The organism is Pseudomonas frederiksbergensis, from assembly GCF_003732705.1.
In the GTDB taxonomy this organism is placed as follows: Bacteria; Pseudomonadota; Gammaproteobacteria; order Pseudomonadales; family Pseudomonadaceae; genus Aquipseudomonas; species Aquipseudomonas frederiksbergensis_F.
Map to the genome: position 1 here is coordinate 81,314 of NZ_MOBR01000002.1, position 20,139 is coordinate 101,452.

The following is a 20,139-nucleotide window of genomic DNA, read 5'->3' on the forward strand; positions in this document are numbered from 1 at the left end:
AACCCTAGACTGCGGCATACTTTTTTAAAGGTAGTCCGACATGTCCGAGACGTTGCTCAGTTCCCGCAATCTGGCTTTCGAGCTGTATGAAGTCCTCGATGCCGAGGGCCTGACCCAGCGTGAGCGGTTCGCCGAGCACAATCGCGAGACGTTCGACGCCGCCATCGGCACCGCCCGCAGCATCGCCGAGAAGTTTTTCGCCCCGCACAACCGCAAGGGCGACGAGAATGAGCCGCGCTATGAGAACGGTCAGGCGATTCTGATTCCAGAGGTGAAACCGGCGGTGGATGCGTTCCTCGAAGCCGGTTTCCTCAATGCCGCGCGAAGTTTCGACGCGGGCGGCATGCAACTTCCTACATTGTTGTCCCAGGCCTGTTTTGCGCACTTCCAATCCGCCAACGCGGCGTCCACTTCGTATCCGTTCCTGACCATGGGCGCGGCCAACCTGATCGAAAGCTTCGGCACCGAGGAGCAGAAGCAGCGCTTTCTGCAACCGATGATCGACGGCCGTTTCTTCGGCACCATGGCGCTGACTGAGCCCCATGCCGGATCGTCGCTGTCGGATATTCGTACGCGCGCGGAGCCGGCGTCTGACGGCACTTACCGACTCAAGGGCAACAAGATCTTCATCTCCGGCGGCGACCATCCGCTGTCGGAAAACATCGTGCATATGGTGTTGGCCAAGTTGCCGGACGCACCGGCCGGGGTGAAGGGGATTTCGCTGTTTATCGTGCCCAAGTTTTTGGTCAACGATGACGGCAGCCTGGGTAAACGCAACGACGTGTTGCTGGCCGGGTTGTTCCACAAGATGGGCTGGCGCGGCACCACCTCCACCGCACTGAATTTCGGCGATAAAGGCGAGTGTGTCGGCTATCTGGTGGGCAAGCCGCACCACGGTTTGAGCTACATGTTCCAGATGATGAACGAGGCGCGAATCGGTGTCGGCATGGGCGCGGTGATGCTCGGTTATGCCGGTTATCTGTACTCGCTGGAGTATGCCCGCGAACGGCCGCAGGGTCGGGTGCCGGACAGCAAGGACCCGAACACCGCGCCGGTGGCGATCATCCAGCACGCCGACGTCAAGCGCATGCTGCTGACGCAAAAAGCCTACGTCGAAGGTTCGTTCGATCTGGGGTTGTACGCGGCGCGGTTGTTCGACGACACCACGACCCTTGAGACCGAAGACGCGCGCAAACAAGCCCATGAACTGCTGGATTTGCTCACGCCCATCGTCAAATCCTGGCCCTCGGAGTTTTGCCTGAAGGCCAATGAACTGGCGATCCAGATTCTCGGCGGCCACGGCTACACCCGCGAATACCCGGTGGAGCAGTACTACCGCGATAACCGTCTTAACCCGATCCATGAAGGCACCCACGGCATTCAATCCCTGGACTTGCTCGGACGTAAACTGGCGCAGAACGGCGGCGCGGGGCTCAAGCAACTGATTCGCCTGATCGCCAACACTGCCGAGCGCGCCCAGGCGTATGAAACGTTGACTCCGCTGCGTGAGCCGTTGGAGAAACTGGTGGCGCGCCTGCAAACCGTGACCATCGGCCTGCTGACCGATCTAGGACAAGGCAAGGTCAACAGCAGCCTGGCGAACTCGGCGCTGTACCTGAAAGTGTTCGGGCACACGGTGATTGGCTGGCGCTGGCTGGAACAGGCGATTCGCGCCGAGGAAGGCTTGGCCAAGGGCAATGCGGCGGATGTGAGCTTCTATAAGGGCAAGCTTCAGGCGGCGCGGTATTTCCTGACCTGGGAAGTGCCGGGTTGCCACCATGAGCTGGCGATTCTTGAGGCGCGGGATGATGTGTGCCTGAGGATGCAGGATGAGTGGTTCTAACACCGACCGACCGATCGTTCCCACGCTCTGCGTGGGAATGCAGCCCGGGACGCTCCGCGGCCCACTAAAAGCGCGACGCGGAGCGTCACAGGAGGCATTCCCACGCGGAGCGTGGGAACGATCGGTCAGCTCAACTTAAAACCACCCATCTGCCGCGCCAGATCATCCGCCAGACGCTGCAACGTCTGACAGTCTTCACGGCACGCTCTTACCTCCCCCGCCGTCGCCCGTGCCAAGTCCGATATCCCCTGCACATTGCGGTTGATCTCCTCGGTCACCGCCGACTGCTCTTCCGTCGCCGTCGCCACTTGATGATTCATGTCGCTGATGCGCTCGATCTGCCCGGTAATCGCCGTCAACGACGTGCCGGTACGCTGGCTTGACTCAACGCCAGTGCCCGTCGCCGCTTGCCCCGAATGCATGGACGAAACGGCATTCTCCGCACCTTGCTTGAGGCTACCGATCATCTGCTGAATCTCGTCGGTGGACGATTGCGTACGTCTGGCCAAAGTACGCACTTCATCCGCCACCACCGCAAACCCACGGCCCATGTCACCGGCACGCGCCGCTTCAATCGCAGCATTCAGCGCTAACAGGTTGGTCTGCTCGGAAATCCCGCGAATCACTGCCAGCACCTGATCGATGGACGCCACTTGATGCGCCAGTTCCCCCACCGCCGTGGCGGCGACGCCGATTTCGTCGGACATGCTTTCTATATGGCGGATCGAGCCGCCGACCACTTCCCGCGCCCGCAGCGCTTCATCGCGAGCGGTTTGCGACGCGACCGCGGCATTGCCGGCGTTTTGGGCGATTTCCTGCACAGTCAGACCCATTTCGTGGACGGCGGTGGCCACCATGTCGGTCATTTCCTGCTGACGCCCGGAGCGCTCGGCGGTGTTGTCCACCACCTTCGCCACTTGGCCGACAGCGGTACGCAAACGCTCGCTGGTGGTCAGCACTTCGCCAATCATGTCGCGCTGACTTTCCAGGAATCGATTGAAGCCGCGAGCCAGGTCGCCCAGTTCATCGGCGCGACTGGAATCTAACCGGTGGGTCAAATCTCCACCACCGCTACCGATGGCTACCAGCGCCGCTGTTACCTGACGAATCGGCCGCACCAGCCCACGGGCCAGCAACACCACCAACATCAGGCACACCAGCGCCACGGCCAGACCAATTGCGCTGCTGGTCCACATGGCGCGGCGGGCTTCGGCGTAGATCTGCGACTGGGGCACTTCGGCCACCAGGGTCCAGCCCAGGTCCCGCAGCGGCAGGCTCAATGCCAGAAAATCTTCGCCATCGCGGGTAAATACGCTGTTGGTGGCAACTTTTTGACCCATGACCGCTTGCGCCGCCGGGGCGCCGATTTGCTCGGCCAACGTGCGCTTGCCACTGAATTGCGCCTCGGGATGAACCTGGATCAAACCGTCGGAACGCACGAGGTAGACCTTGCCGCGCTCCCCGAAGTTGAAGTTGTGGATCAGCTCCGACAGCTCTTTCATGCTCAGCCCAAGCCCCGCAACACCCACGACTTTGCCGGCCTGCTCGACCTTGAGGTCGATGAACAGCGCCAATTCTCCGGTCGCGGTGTCATTGTCGATATTGAGGGTGCGCGGCTGGTTGCTATCAAGGAAGGCATAGAACCAGGCGTCTTTTGCATTGGAACGGCTGAGGGTCCGGTCCAGGCCTTTTTCGGTGAGGTAGTGATTGGACGCGGTGCCGACGATCAGCGCGGTAAAGGCTTTGTGTTCGGCGCGGATGCCTTCCAGGTACTTCACGAACGTGTCGGTCTGGGCACTGTTTTCACCCGCGGCCAGCCAGTCGCGCACCATGCTGTTGCTGGCGATGTCCTTGGCGGCGGTGAGGGGTTGCACGAGGATGCGCTCGATGTCGTTGCGCATCGCTTCGATGCTCGACGGCAGCGCCTGTTCGACCAGATAGCGCTGGGCGAGGCGGTTGACCACGAGGGTATAAACGCCAACCACGATCAGAATACTGACCAGCAGGGCGGTGCCCATACTCAGGATCAACTGCCATTGAATACTGCGTCGCCAGAACTGCATGGAGCACCCCCAAGGAATAAGAGGTTGAATCGATGCAACTGGCGTGCCGATTGTATACAACCGACGCAACTATTTGCCGCAGGATGAAACGCAAGTGTGCCCAGTTGTTTGAGCCAAACGCATCCTGCAGCAACAGCCCTCTCTTTTAGAGAATCAGTCGCCGTACTCCGCCTCGTCGAAAACGCCCTGCACCTGTCAACTCTGACAGGTTACAAAGCAGCACCTTGCGACTAATTTGGAACTCCCGGGCTCACAATTGCACGCCTCCCTTTCAATCAATGAGCGCACAGTCATGAACAACGACAGCAACACTTCCCCGACGAATCTCGCATGGGACGATGACAGTTTGATCAAGCACGCCAAGGTGGGCGGGACAGTATTGGATGGCCCGACAAATCCCAAGGTGACCCGAAAGGAATTTGTGACTACAAGCGACGGCCGTTACTTCGTCCAGATTATCGTAGGCTCCGAAATCAGAAGAACCTCACAACCGGTCAGTGTCGAGGAGTTCGTGGCTCTCTTGGACGTAGGTGATTACCTCCTCTCAAATGGGAGCACACAGACGGTGGGAGGGTTTCGCTACGACAGACAACCCGATGGAAGCTGGCGCGTCGTGGTTATCTGGCGCAGTTGATACAACCGGCAGCAGTGCCCCTGGCCAAGGGGCACTCAGGTGTGCGCGTCAGCCTTGGTGGCCGATGGTCTTTGAAATCACTTCAACCGTGGCGCTGACTTGCTCTTGGTAACGGTCGAGTTCCTGCTGGTGCTGCTTTTTCATTTCAATCTGCTGGGAGCACAGATTCATCGCCGCCAGCACCAGCAAACGATCACCGATCAGCGTCGGGTATTTGCGTTTAGTGTCGGCCAGGGCTGCCTTCAACATCATCGCGGCGTCCAGCAGGGTTTGCTCTTCCCCGGCCGGCGCCTTGATCGAATAGTCCTCCCCCAGGATCGAGACGACTTTTACCCCTGCGGCGCCCTGATTCATGCGCTGACAGGGCCGGCGCTGACGCGCTCAACCAGGGCCTGGATGCGTGCGGCGGTGGCGCCTTGTTTCTCTTCCTGTTCCATCAGGCTCAGTTGCAGGCTTTCGTTTTCATCCTTGGCCTGGGCCAGTTCTGCGCTCAGGGTCTGGTTGGTGCCGAGCAGGCTCTGGTTCTGTTGCACCAGGTCGCTGACCAGTTGTTCCAATTGACTCAGGGATGCTTCCAACATTTTGATTTTCCAAGCTTTTTCAAAGGGCGCGTACGATAAAGAAAAGTCACCACGGATGCCAGGGTTATTGGGGCGCGAGGCCTTGATTTTCCTGGCGGGCGACGTTCCTCGCGAGTTTTAAAGACTGTGATTGGCGGCTCTGGTTCCTGCACTTCGTCGCCGGGGCCTGTCTGCGACAAATTCGCACAGGGGCTCAAGACTTTAGTCGTATGACCGATAAGTCATCCATATAGCAGTCTCAGCCCCGCACGGATGCGCTTTTCACGGTAAATACCATGTCCCTTCGTAATATGAATATCGCGCCGCGGGCGTTCCTTGGCTTTGCCTTGATTGGCGCTCTGATGCTGATCCTGGGCGTATTCGCCCTGAATCAGATGAGCAAGATTCGCGCAGCCGGTGAAGACATCGCCAACGCCAGCGTGCCGAGCATCAAGAGCCTGGACGAGTTCACGCAACTGACCCTGCGTCTGCGGGTGCTGTCCTACCGTTTGTTGATCAACCGCGAACCTGATGTGCAGCAGAAAACCATGGAACTGTTTGACGTGCGCAACCAGCAGATCCGCGACGCCCAGCGGATTTACGAACCGCTGATCGACGGCCCGCAGGAGCGTGCGGCTTATGATCAGTACGTGCAGTTGCTGGCGCAGTACCGTCAACTTGAAGACCGGATGAAAAGTCTGTCGCGCAACAATCAGATCGATGACCTGCGCAAAATGCTCAACACCGAACTGCTGGCCAACTCCGAGGCGGTCAACAATGCCCTGGCGAAGTTGCTGGAAATCAACACCCAGCAGTCCCAAGACACCAATCAAAAAGCCACCGACCAATATTCGTCAGCGTTCGACCTGGTCGTGACCCTATTGGTCATCGCCACCGGCCTGACCCTGCTGTTCGCCTGGTTGCTGACCAACAGCATCACCAAGCCAATCGCCAATGCCTTGAGCGCTGCTGAAGAAATCGCTGAAGGCAACCTGACCCGTCCGATTACCGTCGATGGCCAGGATGAAGCCGGTCGCCTGCTGCTGGCGATGTCGAAGATGCAGGACAAACTGCGCGACACCCTGCAACGGATTTCCGGGTCGGCTACGCAATTGGCGTCCGCCGCTGAAGAGTTGAACAGCGTCACCGACGAAAGCGCCCGAGGCCTGACTCAGCAGAACAACGAAATCGAACAGGCCGCCACCGCAGTCAACGAAATGACCAGCGCCGTGGAAGAAGTCGCGCGCAACGCGGTGAGCACCTCCGAAGCCTCGAAGAACGCCACCACTTCCGCTGGTGACGGCCGTGATCTGGTGCAGGAAACGGTCAGCGCCATCGAACGCATGAGCGCCGATGTGCAGAGCACCGCAACGCTGATCGGCGACCTGGCCAACGAATCCCGGGACATTGGCAAGGTACTGGACGTGATTCGCGGCCTGGCGGACCAGACCAACCTGTTGGCCCTGAACGCGGCCATCGAAGCGGCCCGCGCCGGTGAAGCCGGGCGTGGTTTCGCGGTGGTGGCGGATGAGGTTCGTGCCTTGGCGCACCGCACCCAGCAATCCACCAGCGAAATCGAACGCATGATCGGCAGCATCCAGAGCGGCACCGAACACGCGGTGGATTCGATGCGCAACAGCACCGAGCGCGCTGAATCGACGTTGAACATCGCCCGTGGTGCCGGTATGTCGCTGGACACGATCAACAGTGCGATTGTCGAGATCAACGAGCGCAACCTGGTGATCGCCAGCGCGGCGGAAGAACAGGCGCAGGTGGCCCGTGAAGTGGACCGCAACCTGGTGAACATTCGGGATCTGTCGGTGCAATCGGCGACCGGGGCGAATCAGACCAGCGCGGCCAGCAGCGAGCTGTCGCGCTTGGCGCTGGACCTGAACAATATGGTTGGGCGGTTTAGCCTTTGATCTGAAATGAGCGGTGCGCTCAAGAGCCACCCCTCACCCCAGCCCTCTCCCCAAAGGGGAGAGGGGAAAGGGAGCCGATCTTCAAGCGTTTCAAACCCTGAGTTCGACTCACAATCGCCAATCCGATCCTGAGTTCGATGTTGATCGTTCCCACGCTCTGCGTGGGAATGCAGCCCGGGACGCTCCGCGTCCCATCAAGAGCCGAACGCGGAGCGTCCGTTGAAGCATTCCCACGCAGAGCGTGGGAACGATCATCGCTAAAAGCTTTTTGACAGCATCACATTTCAACAGGTTAGAATCGCTGGCACGTAGACTGCATGGTCAGTTTGTGCCCGCCTTTCAGCTTTCTGGAGTACTGCCTTTGAATGCGACGACCATCAACAGCCTGTTCTTGATCGGCGCGTTGCTGGTAGGTGCGAGCATTCTGGTGAGTTCCCTTTCGTCCCGCCTCGGTATCCCGATTCTGGTGATTATCCTGGCCGTGGGCATGGCCGCTGGCGTCGACGGCGGCGGCATTATTTTCGATAACTACCCCACGGCTTATCTGGTCGGCAACCTTGCGTTGGCGGTGATTTTGCTCGACGGCGGCTTGCGCACCCGGGTCGCCAGTTTCCGCGTGGCGTTGTGGCCGGCGCTGTCGCTGGCCACGGTCGGGGTGTTGATCACCACCGGGCTGACCGGCATGGCCGCCGCGTGGCTGTTCAACCTGAACATCATTCAGGGCTTGCTGATCGGCGCCATCGTCGGCTCTACCGACGCCGCGGCGGTATTCTCGCTGTTGGGCGGTAAAGGCCTGAACGAGCGGGTGACCGCCAGCCTCGAAATCGAATCCGGCAGCAACGACCCGATGGCGGTGTTCCTCACCGTGACCCTGATTGACATGCTCGCCAGCGGCCAGACCGGCCTGCACTGGAGCCTGCTCGGGCACTTGGTGCGCGAGTTCGGTATCGGCGCGGTGATCGGCCTGGGCGGCGGTTGGGTCATGTTGCAACTGGTGAACCGCATCAACCTGGCCAACGGCCTCTACCCGATTCTGGTGATTGCCGGCGGCCTGCTGGTGTTCGCCCTGACCAACGCCTTGCACGGCAGCGGCTTCCTCGCCGTTTATCTGTGCGGCCTGGTGATCGGCAACCGCCCGGTGCGCAGCCGCCACGGCATTTTGCACATGCTCGACGGCATGGCCTGGCTGGCGCAGATCGGCATGTTTTTGGTGCTGGGCTTGCTGGTCACGCCCCACGACTTGCTGCCCATCGCCCTGCCCGCCCTGGGCCTGGCGCTGTGGATGATTCTGTTTGCCCGGCCGCTGTCGGTGATGGTCGGCCTGCTGCCGTTCAAAGCCTTCCACGGTCGCGAAAAAGCCTTTATTTCCTGGGTAGGCCTGCGCGGCGCGGTACCGATCATTTTGGCGGTGTTCCCGCTGATGGCCGGGCTGCCGAACGCCCAACTCTATTTCAACCTCGCGTTCTTTATCGTGCTGGTGTCGCTGCTGGTGCAGGGCACGAGCCTGCCGTGGGTCGCAAAATTGTTGAAGGTGACGGTTCCGCCGGAGCCGGCGCCGATCTCCCGTTCGGCTCTGGAAGTCCACGTTACCAGCGAGTGGGAGCTGTTCGTTTACCGCCTCGGTGCCGAGAAATGGTGCATCGGCTCGCCCCTTCGCGAACTGAAAATGCCCGAAGGCACCCGGATCGCGGCACTGTTTCGTGGCCAACAACTGCTCCATCCGTCGGGTAGTACGGTGCTCGAAGTCGATGATTTGCTCTGTGTGATCGGCCATGAACACAACCTCCCAGCCCTCGGAAAACTCTTCAGCCAGGCACCGCAACGGGGCCTCGACCTGCGCTTCTTTGGCGACTTCGTACTCGAAGGAGACGCCCAGCTGGCGGCGGTTGCGGCGCTGTACGGATTGAAAGTCGAAGGCATCGATCCGGACATGTCCCTGGCCCGCTTCATTGCCCAGAAGGTTGGCGGGGCGCCGGTCGTGGGCGACCAGGTGGAGTGGAACAACACCATTTGGACGGTCGCGGTCATGGAAGGGAACAAGATCGGCAAAGTGGGCGTCAGATTCCCCGAAGGAAGTCGCCCGGGTCCGGGCTTGTTCCTCTAAACTGCCATTCTTTTCACCTAGCTCGATCGGTCTCTATGCCAACCCTGCGCTCTTTGTTCACCATTGCCCTGCTGGGCCTGAGTCTCTCCATTGGTACGTTGCAAGCCGGCGAACCGCCGTCCAGCGAAGCTGTACAGGGAAGCCTGGACAGGATCGCCGAGCGCAAACTGCCGGAAGCCGATCAGAAAGCCCTGCAATCGATCCTGCAGAACACCCTGACTCAGCTCGACAACAAGCGTGATTACGATCAAAAACTGATCGATCTGAACCAGCAACTGGCCACCGCGCCCAAGCAGAACATCGAAAACCAGCGTGAACTGGCCCGCATCAAGGCCTCCAAAGTTGCGCCGATCGAGCAGCGCTACGCCAATCTGTCGATCCCGCAACTCGAACAGATGCTGACCGAGCGCTCCACCCAGCAAGGCGATCTGCAAAAAGCCCTGGCCGACGCCAACAGCCTGATCATCACCGCCCAGACCCGCCCCGAGCGCGCCCAGGCCGAGATCGCCAGCAGCCAGACGCGCATCCAGCAGATCAACAACATCCTCAAGGCCGGCAAAGATAACGGCAAGTCCTTGAGCGTCGAGCAGCGCGACCAACTCAACGCCGAACTCGCCGCGCTAAGCGCACTTATCCCGTTGCGCCGCCAGGAACTGGCCGGCAACAGCCAGTTGCAGGATCTGGGCAACAGCCAGCATGACGTACTCTCGGAAAAAGTCGCGCGCCAGGATCAGGAAATCCAGGAGCTGCAAACCCTGATCAACCAGAAGCGCCTGGCCCATTCCCAAGAGACGGTGACGCAACAATCCATCGAAGCGCAAAAGTCTGGCAGCAGCAGTTTGCTGGCCACGGAAAGCGCACAGAACCTGAAGCTCTCTGACTATCTGCTGAAAAATACCGACCGCCTCAACGTCATCACCCAACAGAACCTGCAAACCAAGCAGCAACTGGACAGCGTGACCCAAAGCGATTCGGCTTTGGACGAGCAGATCAACGTACTCAAGGGCAGCTTGCTGCTCTCCAAGATTCTCTACAAACAGAAGCAGTCCCTGCCGCCACTCAAGCTTGACCGTGACCTGGCGGACCAGATCGCTGACATTCGCCTGTTTCAATTCGAAGTCAGCCAACAGCGGGAATTGCTCAGCAACCCGGCAAGCTACGTTGACAGCCTGTTGGCAACCCAACCGCCGGAACAAGTCACCCCGCAACTGCGCAAAAGCTTGCTGGAACTGGCCAACACCCGCGCCGAACTGCTGGAGCGACTGAACCGCGAACTGAGCGCGGTGCTCAACCAATCCATCACCTTGCAGCTGAACCAGAAGCAGTTGCTCAGCACCACCAAAAGCCTGCGGTCGACCCTCGACGAGCAGATGTTCTGGATCCCGAGCAACAAGCCGCTGGATCTGGAATGGATGCACGGTGTGCCGGAGCGCTTGCAACGCCAGGTCACCACGCTGCCCTGGACTTCGAGCCTGAGCGAATTGAGCGATGGCCTGATCCAGCGGCCGTTGCTGTTCCTGCCCCTGGTGCTGCTGATCGGTGCATTGCTGTGGCGGCGCAAGAGTCTGTATGCCCGTCTGAACAAGGTTCACCAGGACATCGGTCACTTCAAGCGTGACAGCCAGTGGCACACGCCCCAGGCGATTCTGATCAACATTCTGCTGGCGATGCCGGTCGCGCTGGGCCTGGCCTTGTGTGGCCTGGCCTTGCAGATCGACGCACGCGGGCAGAACGCCAATATGGGCGCGGCATTGGTGCAAATGGGCCAGGCCTGGCTGGTGTTCTACACCGCCTACCGGATCCTCGCGCCGGGCGGCGTGGCGGAACTGCATTTCCGTTGGGAAAAACCCCAGGTCGAGTTCTTGCAAGGCTGGGTTCGTCGTCTCGGGTTGGTCGTGATGGCCTTGGTCGCCGTCGTGGCGGTCGCAGAACTGCAACCGGCGGCGCTGGCCGATGACGTACTGGGCATGCCAGTGGTGCTGACCTGTTATGCCTTGATGGCCTGGCTGCTCAGTCGCCTGCTGATCAGCAGCCCGACCCATGAGAGCGCTTCGCTGTTCCGCAAGGCCGTGGGGATCATGTTCACGGTCCTGCCCGTCGCACTGTTCGTGGCGGTGTGCTTCGGCTACTACTACACCGCGCTGAAACTCAGCGACCGGTTGATCAACACCCTGTACCTGCTGATGTTCTGGCTGGTGATCGAAGCCACGTTCGTGCGTGGCCTCAGCGTGGCGGCACGGCGCCTGGCCTATCAGCGCGCCCTGGCCAAACGCCAGGCCGCGAAAGAGGCCGGCGATGGCGAAGCGGTGATCGAAGAGCCGACCCTGGACATCGAGAAGGTCAACGAACAGTCCCTGCGCCTGATTCGCCTGGCCTTGCTCGGCGGTTTCATCGCGGCGCTGTACTGGGTCTGGTCGGACCTGATTTCGGTGTTCTCGTACCTGGACAACGTCACCCTCTACGAATACACCAGCGGCACCGGCGCCAACATGAGCATGGTGCCGATCAGCATCGGCGACATGCTCGGCGCATTGATCATTATCGGTATCACCTTCGCCCTGGCGCGCAACTTGCCCGGTTTGCTGGAAGTGTTGGTGCTGTCGAAGCTGAACCTGGCCCAAGGCAGCGCCTACGCCACCACCACGCTGCTGTCCTACGTGATCGCCGGCGTCGGTTTCGTCTCGACCCTGTCCACCCTCGGCGTGAGTTGGGACAAGTTGCAATGGCTGGTGGCGGCGCTATCGGTAGGGCTCGGCTTCGGGATGCAGGAGATTTTCGCCAACTTCATCTCCGGCATCATGATCCTGTTCGAGCGCCCGGTACGGATCGGCGACACCATCACCATCGGCAACCTGTCGGGCACCGTGAGCAAGATCCGCATTCGTGCCACGACCATCACCGACTTCGACCGCAAGGACATCATTGTCCCGAACAAGACCTTCATCACCGGGCAACTGATCAACTGGTCCCTGACCGACACCATCACCCGGGTAACCCTCAAGCTCGGCGTCGATTACGGTTCGGACCTGGACTTGGTCAAGTCGCTGTTGCTGCAAGCCGCACGGGACAACCCACGAGTACTGAAAGAGCCCGAGCCTCACGTGTACTTCCTGAACTTCGGCGAAAGCACCCTCGACCACGAGTTGCGCATGCACGTACGCGACCTCGGCGACCGCAACCCGGTGCTCGATGAGGTCAACCGCTTCATCAACCACGAGTTCAAGAAGCAGCACATCAACATCTCGTTCCGGCAGATGGAGGTTTACCTGAAGAACCTCCACGGCCAGGAATACAAGTTGGTGCCGGTCGAGGAAGAGAACAAAACCATCCTCTCTCGCGAGGCCCCGACCGACGCGCCTGTCGACGTCCCGGAGCAAGAGCCGCCTCCGACCAAACTCGACTAACCGCCTTATCCCTAGCAGAATGCTCGGACATTCTGCTGGAGAGTGCCGTTGAAAGCCCTCGACGAACTGACCTTCGACAATCGCTTCGCCCGCCTGGGCGACGCGTTCTCAACCCATGTGCTGCCGGAGCCCATTGCGAATCCGCGACTGGTGGTCGCCAGCCCCGCCGCCATGGCGCTGCTGGACCTGGACCCGGCCGTGGCCGAGACGCCGGTGTTCGCCGAACTGTTCGGCGGCCACAAGCTCTGGGCCGAAGCCGAACCGCGGGCGATGGTCTATTCCGGGCATCAATTCGGCTCCTACAACCCGCAACTGGGCGACGGACGCGGCTTGTTGCTGGGCGAGGTCTACAACGAGGCCGGCGAGCATTGGGACTTGCACCTCAAGGGTGCCGGCCAGACGCCTTATTCACGGATGGGCGATGGACGAGCGGTCCTGCGTTCGTCGATCCGCGAGTTTCTTGCCTCCGAAGCGCTGCATGCCCTGAACATCCCGACCACTCGCGCCCTGTGTGTGATCGGCTCCGATACGCCGGTATGGCGCGAGAAACAGGAACGGGCGGCCATGGTCCTGCGCCTGTCACCGAGCCATGTACGTTTCGGGCATTTCGAATATTTCTACTACACCAAGCGCCCCGAGCAGCAAAAAGCCCTCGGCGAACACGTGCTGGCGATGCACTTCCCCGAATGCCTGGAGCAGCCGGAACCGTACCTGGCGATGTTCCGGGAAATCGTCGAACGCAACGCCGAACTGATCGCCAAATGGCAGGCCTATGGTTTCTGCCACGGGGTAATGAACACCGACAACATGTCGATCCTGGGCATCACCTTCGACTTCGGCCCGTTCGCCTTCCTCGATGACTTCGACGCCAACTTCATCTGCAACCACTCCGACGACCAGGGCCGCTACTCCTTCAGCAACCAGGTGCCGATCGGACAATGGAACCTCAGCGCCCTCGCCCAAGCCCTGACGCCATTCATCAGCGTCGAAGCCCTGCGCGAAACCCTCGGCCTGTACCTGCCGCTGTACCAGGCCCACTACCTCGACCTGATGCGCCGCCGCCTCGGCCTGACCATCGCCGAAGACGATGACCAGAAACTGCTGGAGCGTTTGCTGCAACTGATGCAGAACAGTGGGGTGGATTACACGCTGTTCTTCCGACGTTTGGGGGATGAATCACCCGAACTGGCTGCTGCCCGATTGCGCGATGACTTTGTCGATATCAAGGGCTTTGATGCATGGGGTGAGCTCTATATCGCCCGGGTTGCCCGTGAAGGCGCCGTCGATCAGGAGCAACGCCGGGTTCGGATGCACGCGGTTAATCCGCTGTACATCCTGCGCAACTACCTGGCGCAGAAAGCCATCGATGCGGCGGAGAGTGGCGACTATGCCGAAGTCCGCCGCCTGCACACGGTGCTGAGCAATCCGTTTGTGGAGCAGGCGGGGATGGAGAGTTACGCCGAGCGGCCGCCGGAGTGGGGTAAGCATTTGGAGATTAGCTGTTCGTCGTGATGGCGGGTTCAACATGTGAATCGTCGCTTGATAATCGTGAGCGACGACTCCAAATCAGCTGCATAGATTGTCCATTTATCCAGAGCCCACCATGACCGACCCACTCCTCATCCCCTGCCCCCACTGCAACGGCCTCAACCGCATCCCCGCCGAACGCCTCAGCGATCATCCGAAATGCGGGCGTTGCAAGGCTGAGGTGCTGCTGAGTAAGCCGTTCGAATTGAAACAAGGTGATTACGCCAGTCAGATCAAGGGCGATTTGCCGTTGCTGGTGGACGTGTGGGCCGAGTGGTGTGGGCCGTGCAAGTCGTTTGCACCGGTGTTCGAGCAGGCGGCGGGGCAGTTGGCGGGTAAGTGTCGGTTGGCCAAGCTCGATAGCGAGGCGAATCAGCAGTTGTCGGCGCAGTTGGGGATTCGCTCGATACCAAGTCTGATTCTGTTCAAGAATGGCCGGGAAGTGGCGCGCCAGAGCGGGGCTTTCCCGTTGCCGCAGTTGATGAGCTGGTTGCGCAGCCAGGGAATCTAAAGCCACCGCAAAACAACATGTGGGAGCGAGCCTGCTCGCGAAGAAGGAGTGTCAGTCGACAACAATGTCGCCTGTCATACCGTATTCGCGAGCAGGCTCGCTCCCACAGGGGTTCTGCGTCACCTGTGGGAATCAGGTGTTTTCGAGCAGGTTGTGCAACTCGACAAACTGCTGGGTCAGCTTGTGGCGCGGATCAAGGTGGATCAGCGGCGTATTCGCCTGATGGGATTCGCGCATGCGCACCGAGCTGCCCAGGTAAACCGGCAACACCGGCAAACCTTCGGCGATCAATTCGTCGAGGATTTGCTGAGGCAAACTCGCCCGGGCCTGGAACTGGTTAACCACGATGCCTTCCACTTCCAGCCCTTCGTTATGGTCTTCCTTCAATTCTTCGATTTCCGCCAGCAAGCCATACAGCGCCTGGCGCGAGAAGCTGTCGCAGTCGAAAGGAATAAGCACGCGATCAGCGGCGATCAATGCCGACACCGCATAGAAGTTCAGTGCCGGCGGGGTGTCGAGGTAGATCCGGTCGTAGTCTTCGCTCAGCTCGTCGAGCAGTTTGCGCAGCTTGTTGATCTTGTGTTTGGCCTCAAGCTTGGGCTGCAAATCGGCCAGCTCGGCGGTGGCGGTGATGACGTGAAGATTGTCGAACGGGGTTTCGTAGATATCCACCTGGTTTTTCTTCGAGAACGGCCCGGACGACAAGGTCTGCTTGAAGAAATCGGCGATCCCCATGGGGATGTCATTGCCGGTGAGGCCGGTCAGGTATTGAGTGGAGTTGGCCTGGGCATCGAGATCCACCAACAGGGTGCGATAGCCCTCGCTGGCACTGACCGCTGCCAGATTGCAGGCGATGCTGGACTTACCCACACCGCCCTTCTGATTGAACACCACGCGCCGCATGTCAAAACCTCCGTGTATCAAAGAATGACCGAGTGTAGTAGTCCACGGCGTCGCTTAGCTACCTCGCGGGTATGGGGACTACACAGTCGGGCGCAATATCTTGGTTAAAAAGCCGCGAACTCGTCCGTTGATCGCAGACAGAGCCGACAGATCCGCTCGCCGAAATGTGGATAATGGCCATACGACAGCTTTTTCACGAACCAAACGGTACATTTGATTGCGCAAAATGTAACCAGCATTTGCTACACGCCCGCCGCACCGGGATAATGCGCGCCACTCGGCGTTAAGCGCCACGTACGGTCGGGCGCTGTTTTAGCGACTGACCACGTCAAGGAAGCCCGCAGGGGCGGGATGAGTCTTTGTGATCAACTTCAACATCGCCCAATGGCGCGCATGGGCCCCTGGGCTCGAAAGCGTGGACGATTGGCAGGCCTGGAGCCGACAGCCGGTCGCCCTCCAAAGCAGCGATGCCGCCCCCGACGTGTCGTTTCTGCCGGCCATGCAGCGTCGACGACTCAGCCGCCTGGCGCGGATGGCCTTCAGTGTTGGCTGGCCGTTGGCCGATGGTCGGCAGGACCTACCGTTGGTCTTTATTTCCCGCCACGGCGAAACCCCGCGCACTTTCGATATTCTCAGTGACCTGGCGGCCGATCAGCCGTTGTCGCCGACCCAGTTCAGCCTTTCGGTGCACAACGCGATCATCGGCCTGTGGTCGATCATGCGCGGCGAAACCAGCGAAATGACCGCCCTCGCCGCCGCTGGCGACGGGCTTGAGCACGGCATGCTTGAGGCGGCGGCTTTACTTTCCGAGGGCGCGCCCGCCGTGCTGCTGGTGGTCACCGAAGAACAACCGCCCGAAGCCTATTCGGCCTGGATCGACGATGTACCGTTCCCCTACGCGGTCGGTCTGCTGCTCACCCCCGGCAACGACTGGCAGCTGTCCCTGAACAGCAACCCGGATGAGCTGTCCAACGCTCACTGGCCCCATGCCTTGAATCTATTGCGTACCCTGCTCGGCCAGCAGTCAACCTGCCAACATGCCTGGAAAAATCGTGTATGGACCTGGCAACGCAACCCGTAATCGATAAAAACCGCGACGCCTACTACTGGCGCCTGCTGGCCACCGCTGCGAGCTTCACCCTTTTCGGGTTGGGCGGGCTGTGCCTGCGATTGCTGGTTTTCCCGCTACTCGGCTGCCTGCCCGGCGATGCTCAGGCCCATCGCCTGCGGGCGCGGAAAATCGTCAGTCGCTGTTTCTGGTTTTTTGTCCGGTTCATGGCCCGCAGCGGCGTGCTGACCTACGACATTCAGGGCGCGGAAAAGCTCGGGCGTCCGGGGCAAATGATCATTGCCAATCACCCGTCGCTGATTGATGTGGTGTTTCTGATTGGCCTGGTGCGCCACAGCAACTGCGTGGTCAAAAAGAGCCTCTGGGAGAACCCTTTCACTCGTGGCCCGTTGCGCCGCACCGAATACATCAGCAACGACGGCAGCATGGACATGCTCGACGCCGCCGCTGACGCACTGAAAAGTGGCCAGACCCTGATCATTTTTCCCGAAGGCACCCGCACCCAGCCCGGCCAACCGCCGGCCTTTCATCGGGGTGCCGCAGCCATTGCCCTGCGGGGTGCGAAAATCCTCACCCCAGTGGTTATCAAAGTCAGCCCGACCACTTTGACCAAGGCCGAGCCCTGGTATCGGATCCCAAAACGCCGCGTGCACTTCAGTTTTCGTGTCGGGGCCGATATAGACCCACAGGCCTTTGCCGCGCAGGGTCCTGCGCCTCAGGCTTCGCGCAAGCTCAACGATTACTTGCATCACTACTTTATTAAGGAGCTCGCCGAAGATGAGCGATCTACACCGTGATATCAAACTGCTGATCATCGACGCCCTGGGCCTCGAAGACATCAGCGTCGACGACATCGGCGACGACCAGACCCTGTTTGGCGAAGGCCTGGGCCTGGATTCGGTCGACGCCCTGGAACTCGGCCTGGCCATCCAGAAAAAGTACGGCATCAAAATCGATGCCGACGCCAAGGACACCCGCAATCACTTCAGCAACGTGGCGAGCCTTGCGGCGTTCGTCACTGCAAAACAGGCAGCTTGAGACCGGACCATGCAAACTCGTGACGATATCTTCAACACCCTGCGCGATGCTCTGGTCGAACTCTTCGAGCTGGACCCCGAGCGCGTGAGCCTGGAATCCAACCTGTATCAGGATCTGGAAATCGACAGCATCGACGCCGTCGACCTGATCGATCACATCAAGCGCCAGACTGGCAAGAAAATCGCCGCCGAAGAGTTCAAATCGGTGCGTACCGTCAGCGACGTGGTCGAGGCGGTGTACCGCCTGGTTCAACCGGCCGCATGAGTCGAGTGATCGGCCTTGGCCTGCTGCTGGCGGGCCTGCTGTACCCCTTTGCGGTGTATTTCGGCATGGAGCACTTCGCGCCGTGGCAGTTCGGCTTACTGCTGGGCAGCCTGTGGCTGGCCCGCATTCTGACCGGCGTACGCAGGCCGGGCAGCTTGTGGATGGCCATCGTCGCCATCGTGTTTTGCCTGCTGCTGGCGGTTTTCGACAGTCCGGCACTGCTGCGGTGGTATCCGGTACTGATCAGCGGTTTCATGCTGGCGCTGTTCGGGCTGAGCCTGAAATACGGCCCGCCGATGGCCGAACGCTTGGCCCGTCTGCGTGAACCGCAGTTGCCGGCCAAGGCGATTGTTTATACCCGCCAGGTCACGGTGGCCTGGAGTGTGTTTTTTCTCTGCAACGGTTTGTGCGCCGCCGCGCTGACCCTTTGGGCGCCGCTGAGTTGGTGGATGTTGTACACCGGCCTGATCTCCTACGGATTGATCGGCCTGATGTTTGCCATTGAATGGCTAATACGACAACGGGTACGAGGCCACCCATGAATTGGATAACACTTGAGCAATTACTGCTCAAGGCTCAGCCGGAACGTGCCGTGACGGCCGATCCGGCGTTGAATCACGCGCAATTGTGCCGCCAGGCCCTGAGCCTCGCCGCCGGCCTGCAAGCCCAAGGCGTGCGGCGCATTGCCGTGCACCTCGAAGACGCCGCCGATCTGGCGATTGCGCTGCTGGGCGCCTGGCGGGTCGGGGTCAGCGTGTTGCTGCCCGCCGACTTGCAGCCCCAGACACGTCAGCGCTGGTCATCCGAAGTCGATCTGTGGCTGACCGATCAAGCCGACGACGCGCACCTGGCCGATTATCAGCATGAGCCGATGTCCGCCGTCGCGCTGGACCTGGATCGCTGTCAGCTCAGCTTGTGCACCTCCGGCTCCAGCGGCGAACCCAAGCGCATCGACAAAACCCTGCGGCAACTGGCCAATGAAGTCGAAGCGCTGGAACAGCTGTGGGGCGCCGACCTGGGCCCGGCCTGCATCATCGGCAGCGTCGCCACCCAGCACATTTACGGCTTGCTGTTCCGCGTACTCTGGCCGTTGTGCGCCGGACGGCCGTTCGTGCGCAAGCAACTGGCCTTCCCGGAAGATTTGCAACGCGCCAGCCGCGAACACACGGCGTTTGCCTGGGTCGCCAGTCCGGCGCTGCTCAAGCGCATGGGCGATAACCTCGACTGGCCGGCCCTGAGCACGGTGCGCCGGGTGTTTTCCTCCGGGGGCGCCCTGCCCGCCGAGGCAGCTCGAAGCCTGTTCGAGCGCTTGCAACAATGGCCGACGGAAATCCTCGGCAGCTCGGAAACCGGCGGGATTGCCTGGCGTCAGGGGCAAGACCTGTGGCAACCGTTCGCCGACGTCGTGCTGAGTCAGGACAGCGACGGCGCGCTGCTCATTGCTTCGCCGTACTTGCCGGCCGGCCACATCGAACACACTGCCGACGCTGCGCGGATCGCCGCCGACGGCCGTTTCGAACTGTTGGGACGGCTGGACCGGATCGTCAAACTGGAAGAAAAACGTATCTCGCTACCGATGCTGGAACAGGCACTGATGGCCCACGACTGGGTCGCCGAAGCGCGTCTCGGGGTGGTTCAGGAAAACCGCGCCTCCCTGGGCGCGTTGCTGGTGCTCAGCCAACAGGGGCTGCACGCCTTGCGCAATCAGGGCCGGCGCACCCTCACTCAGGAACTGCGCCAGCACCTGGGCCAACACTGCGAAGCCCTGGCCTTGCCACGACGCTGGCGCTTGCTGCGACAACTGCCGCTGAATGCCCAGGGCAAACTGCCCCAGGCCGACGTCGAAGCCTTGCTGCTCGCGCCGCGCCCCAAGGGTCCGGACGTGCTGGAACAGACTGAAACCGATGGCGAATGGAGCCTGCAACTGGCGGTGCCGCCGGACTTGGCGTACTTCAGCGGACACTTTCCACAAGCGCCGGTATTGCCCGGCGTGGTGCAAGTGGATTGGGCGCTGAGCCTTGGCCAGCAACTGATGGATCTGCCGGCCAAATTCGCCGGCATGGAAGTGCTGAAATTCCAGCAACTGGTGCGCCCGGGCGATGAAATCCAACTGCACCTGCGCTTCGACCCGGACCGCAGCAAGCTGTATTTCACCTTCCGCAACGACACCGCCACCTGCTCCAGTGGGCGGATTGTGTTGGAGGTGGCGCATGCCTGAGTTTGGAGAGTGCTACGCACTCATTCGCGAGCAAGCCCGCTCCCACACAGATCCAATGTGGGAGCGAGCCTGCTCGCGA

17 protein-coding genes and 1 pseudogene are annotated in these 20,139 nt (G+C 60.6%); 14 read left to right on the plus strand and 4 right to left on the minus strand.

The window, feature by feature from the left end; all coding sequences use genetic code 11:
• The first annotated feature begins 40 nt into the window (after nucleotides 1-40).
• Nucleotides 41-1,843 carry an acyl-CoA dehydrogenase gene (locus BK667_RS01010; RefSeq protein ID WP_123596557.1) on the plus strand — a complete coding sequence of 601 codons (1,803 nt, stop codon included), beginning with the start codon at nucleotides 41-43 and terminating at the stop codon, nucleotides 1,841-1,843.
• A gap of 125 nt (nucleotides 1,844-1,968) precedes the next feature.
• Here BK667_RS01010 and BK667_RS01015 read toward each other — a convergent pair whose 3' ends face one another.
• On the minus strand, nucleotides 1,969-3,906 hold the full coding sequence (locus BK667_RS01015; RefSeq protein WP_123596558.1) for a methyl-accepting chemotaxis protein: 1,938 nt from the start codon (nucleotides 3,904-3,906) through the stop codon (nucleotides 1,969-1,971).
• Between the two features lie 292 nt (nucleotides 3,907-4,198).
• Between BK667_RS01015 and BK667_RS01020 the strand changes: the two genes are divergently transcribed.
• Entirely contained in the window at nucleotides 4,199-4,540 is a 342-nt protein-coding gene (locus BK667_RS01020) for a hypothetical protein (protein WP_123596559.1), read from the plus strand.
• Nucleotides 4,541-4,588: 48 nt separating this feature from the next.
• Here BK667_RS01020 and BK667_RS01025 read toward each other — a convergent pair whose 3' ends face one another.
• Both BK667_RS01025 and BK667_RS01030 read right to left on the minus strand, forming a co-directional pair.
• A complete protein-coding gene (locus BK667_RS01025) occupies nucleotides 4,589-4,894 on the minus strand; it encodes a cell division protein ZapA (protein ID WP_123510963.1) in 306 nt (101 codons plus the stop codon).
• A complete protein-coding gene (locus BK667_RS01030; protein ID WP_054053207.1) occupies nucleotides 4,891-5,121 on the minus strand; it encodes a hypothetical protein in 231 nt (76 codons plus the stop codon). Before BK667_RS01030 ends, BK667_RS01025 begins: the two co-directional genes overlap by 4 nt.
• Nucleotides 5,122-5,411: 290 nt before the next feature.
• Between BK667_RS01030 and BK667_RS33885 the strand changes: the two are divergent.
• The 6 genes and pseudogenes from BK667_RS33885 to trxC form a co-directional block, all read left to right on the plus strand.
• A pseudogene (locus BK667_RS33885) lies at nucleotides 5,412-6,167 on the plus strand (MCP four helix bundle domain-containing protein); the annotation flags it as partial.
• Nucleotides 6,159-7,022, plus strand: coding sequence for a methyl-accepting chemotaxis protein (locus BK667_RS33890; protein WP_375538752.1), 864 nt, complete (start codon nucleotides 6,159-6,161; stop codon nucleotides 7,020-7,022). The pseudogene BK667_RS33885 and the gene BK667_RS33890, both read left to right, overlap by 9 nt.
• A 361-nt stretch (nucleotides 7,023-7,383) precedes the next feature.
• Complete coding sequence (locus BK667_RS01040; RefSeq protein WP_123510967.1) at nucleotides 7,384-9,126, plus strand: potassium/proton antiporter; 1,743 nt, start codon at nucleotides 7,384-7,386, stop codon at nucleotides 9,124-9,126.
• A gap of 35 nt (nucleotides 9,127-9,161) precedes the next feature.
• Nucleotides 9,162-12,530, plus strand: coding sequence for a mechanosensitive channel MscK (gene mscK, locus BK667_RS01045; protein ID WP_123596560.1), 3,369 nt, complete (start codon nucleotides 9,162-9,164; stop codon nucleotides 12,528-12,530).
• A 48-nt stretch (nucleotides 12,531-12,578) separates the two neighbouring features.
• Nucleotides 12,579-14,042, plus strand: a complete 1,464-nt coding sequence (selO, locus tag BK667_RS01050; protein WP_123596561.1) for a protein adenylyltransferase SelO — start codon at nucleotides 12,579-12,581, stop codon at nucleotides 14,040-14,042.
• Between the two features lie 91 nt (nucleotides 14,043-14,133).
• The gene (gene trxC, locus BK667_RS01055) at nucleotides 14,134-14,568 is read left to right on the plus strand and encodes a thioredoxin TrxC (RefSeq protein WP_123510973.1); all 435 of its coding nucleotides are present in this window, start codon (nucleotides 14,134-14,136) and stop codon (nucleotides 14,566-14,568) included.
• A 132-nt stretch (nucleotides 14,569-14,700) separates the two neighbouring features.
• Here the strand turns inward: trxC and BK667_RS01065 are convergent, their stop codons facing one another.
• Nucleotides 14,701-15,471: a ParA family protein gene (locus BK667_RS01065; protein WP_123510977.1), complete on the minus strand. Its 771-nt coding sequence runs from the start codon at nucleotides 15,469-15,471 to the stop codon at nucleotides 14,701-14,703.
• Between the two features lie 361 nt (nucleotides 15,472-15,832).
• On the opposite strand from BK667_RS01065, the gene BK667_RS01070 reads away from it, so the two are divergent.
• From BK667_RS01070 to BK667_RS01095, 6 genes are read left to right on the plus strand one after another with little or no spacing between them, the layout of a single operon-like run.
• Nucleotides 15,833-16,552: a beta-ketoacyl synthase chain length factor gene (locus BK667_RS01070; protein WP_123510979.1), complete on the plus strand. Its 720-nt coding sequence runs from the start codon at nucleotides 15,833-15,835 to the stop codon at nucleotides 16,550-16,552.
• Nucleotides 16,528-17,337 (plus strand): lysophospholipid acyltransferase family protein, encoded by an 810-nt coding sequence (locus BK667_RS01075; protein WP_123596563.1) that lies wholly within the window; start codon nucleotides 16,528-16,530, stop codon nucleotides 17,335-17,337. Before BK667_RS01070 ends, BK667_RS01075 begins: the two co-directional genes overlap by 25 nt.
• Entirely contained in the window at nucleotides 17,318-17,578 is a 261-nt protein-coding gene (locus tag BK667_RS01080) for a phosphopantetheine-binding protein (protein WP_123510983.1), read from the plus strand. The genes BK667_RS01075 and BK667_RS01080 overlap by 20 nt, the downstream gene beginning before the upstream one ends.
• Nucleotides 17,579-17,587: 9 nt before the next feature.
• On the plus strand, nucleotides 17,588-17,842 hold the full coding sequence (locus BK667_RS01085; RefSeq protein WP_007992314.1) for an acyl carrier protein: 255 nt from the start codon (nucleotides 17,588-17,590) through the stop codon (nucleotides 17,840-17,842).
• Nucleotides 17,839-18,384 (plus strand): COG4648 family protein, encoded by a 546-nt coding sequence (locus tag BK667_RS01090; protein ID WP_123510985.1) that lies wholly within the window; start codon nucleotides 17,839-17,841, stop codon nucleotides 18,382-18,384. The genes BK667_RS01085 and BK667_RS01090 overlap by 4 nt, the downstream gene beginning before the upstream one ends.
• A complete protein-coding gene (locus BK667_RS01095; protein ID WP_123596564.1) occupies nucleotides 18,381-20,060 on the plus strand; it encodes an acyl-CoA synthetase family protein in 1,680 nt (559 codons plus the stop codon). The genes BK667_RS01090 and BK667_RS01095 overlap by 4 nt, the downstream gene beginning before the upstream one ends.
• Nucleotides 20,061-20,139 lie beyond the last annotated feature (79 nt).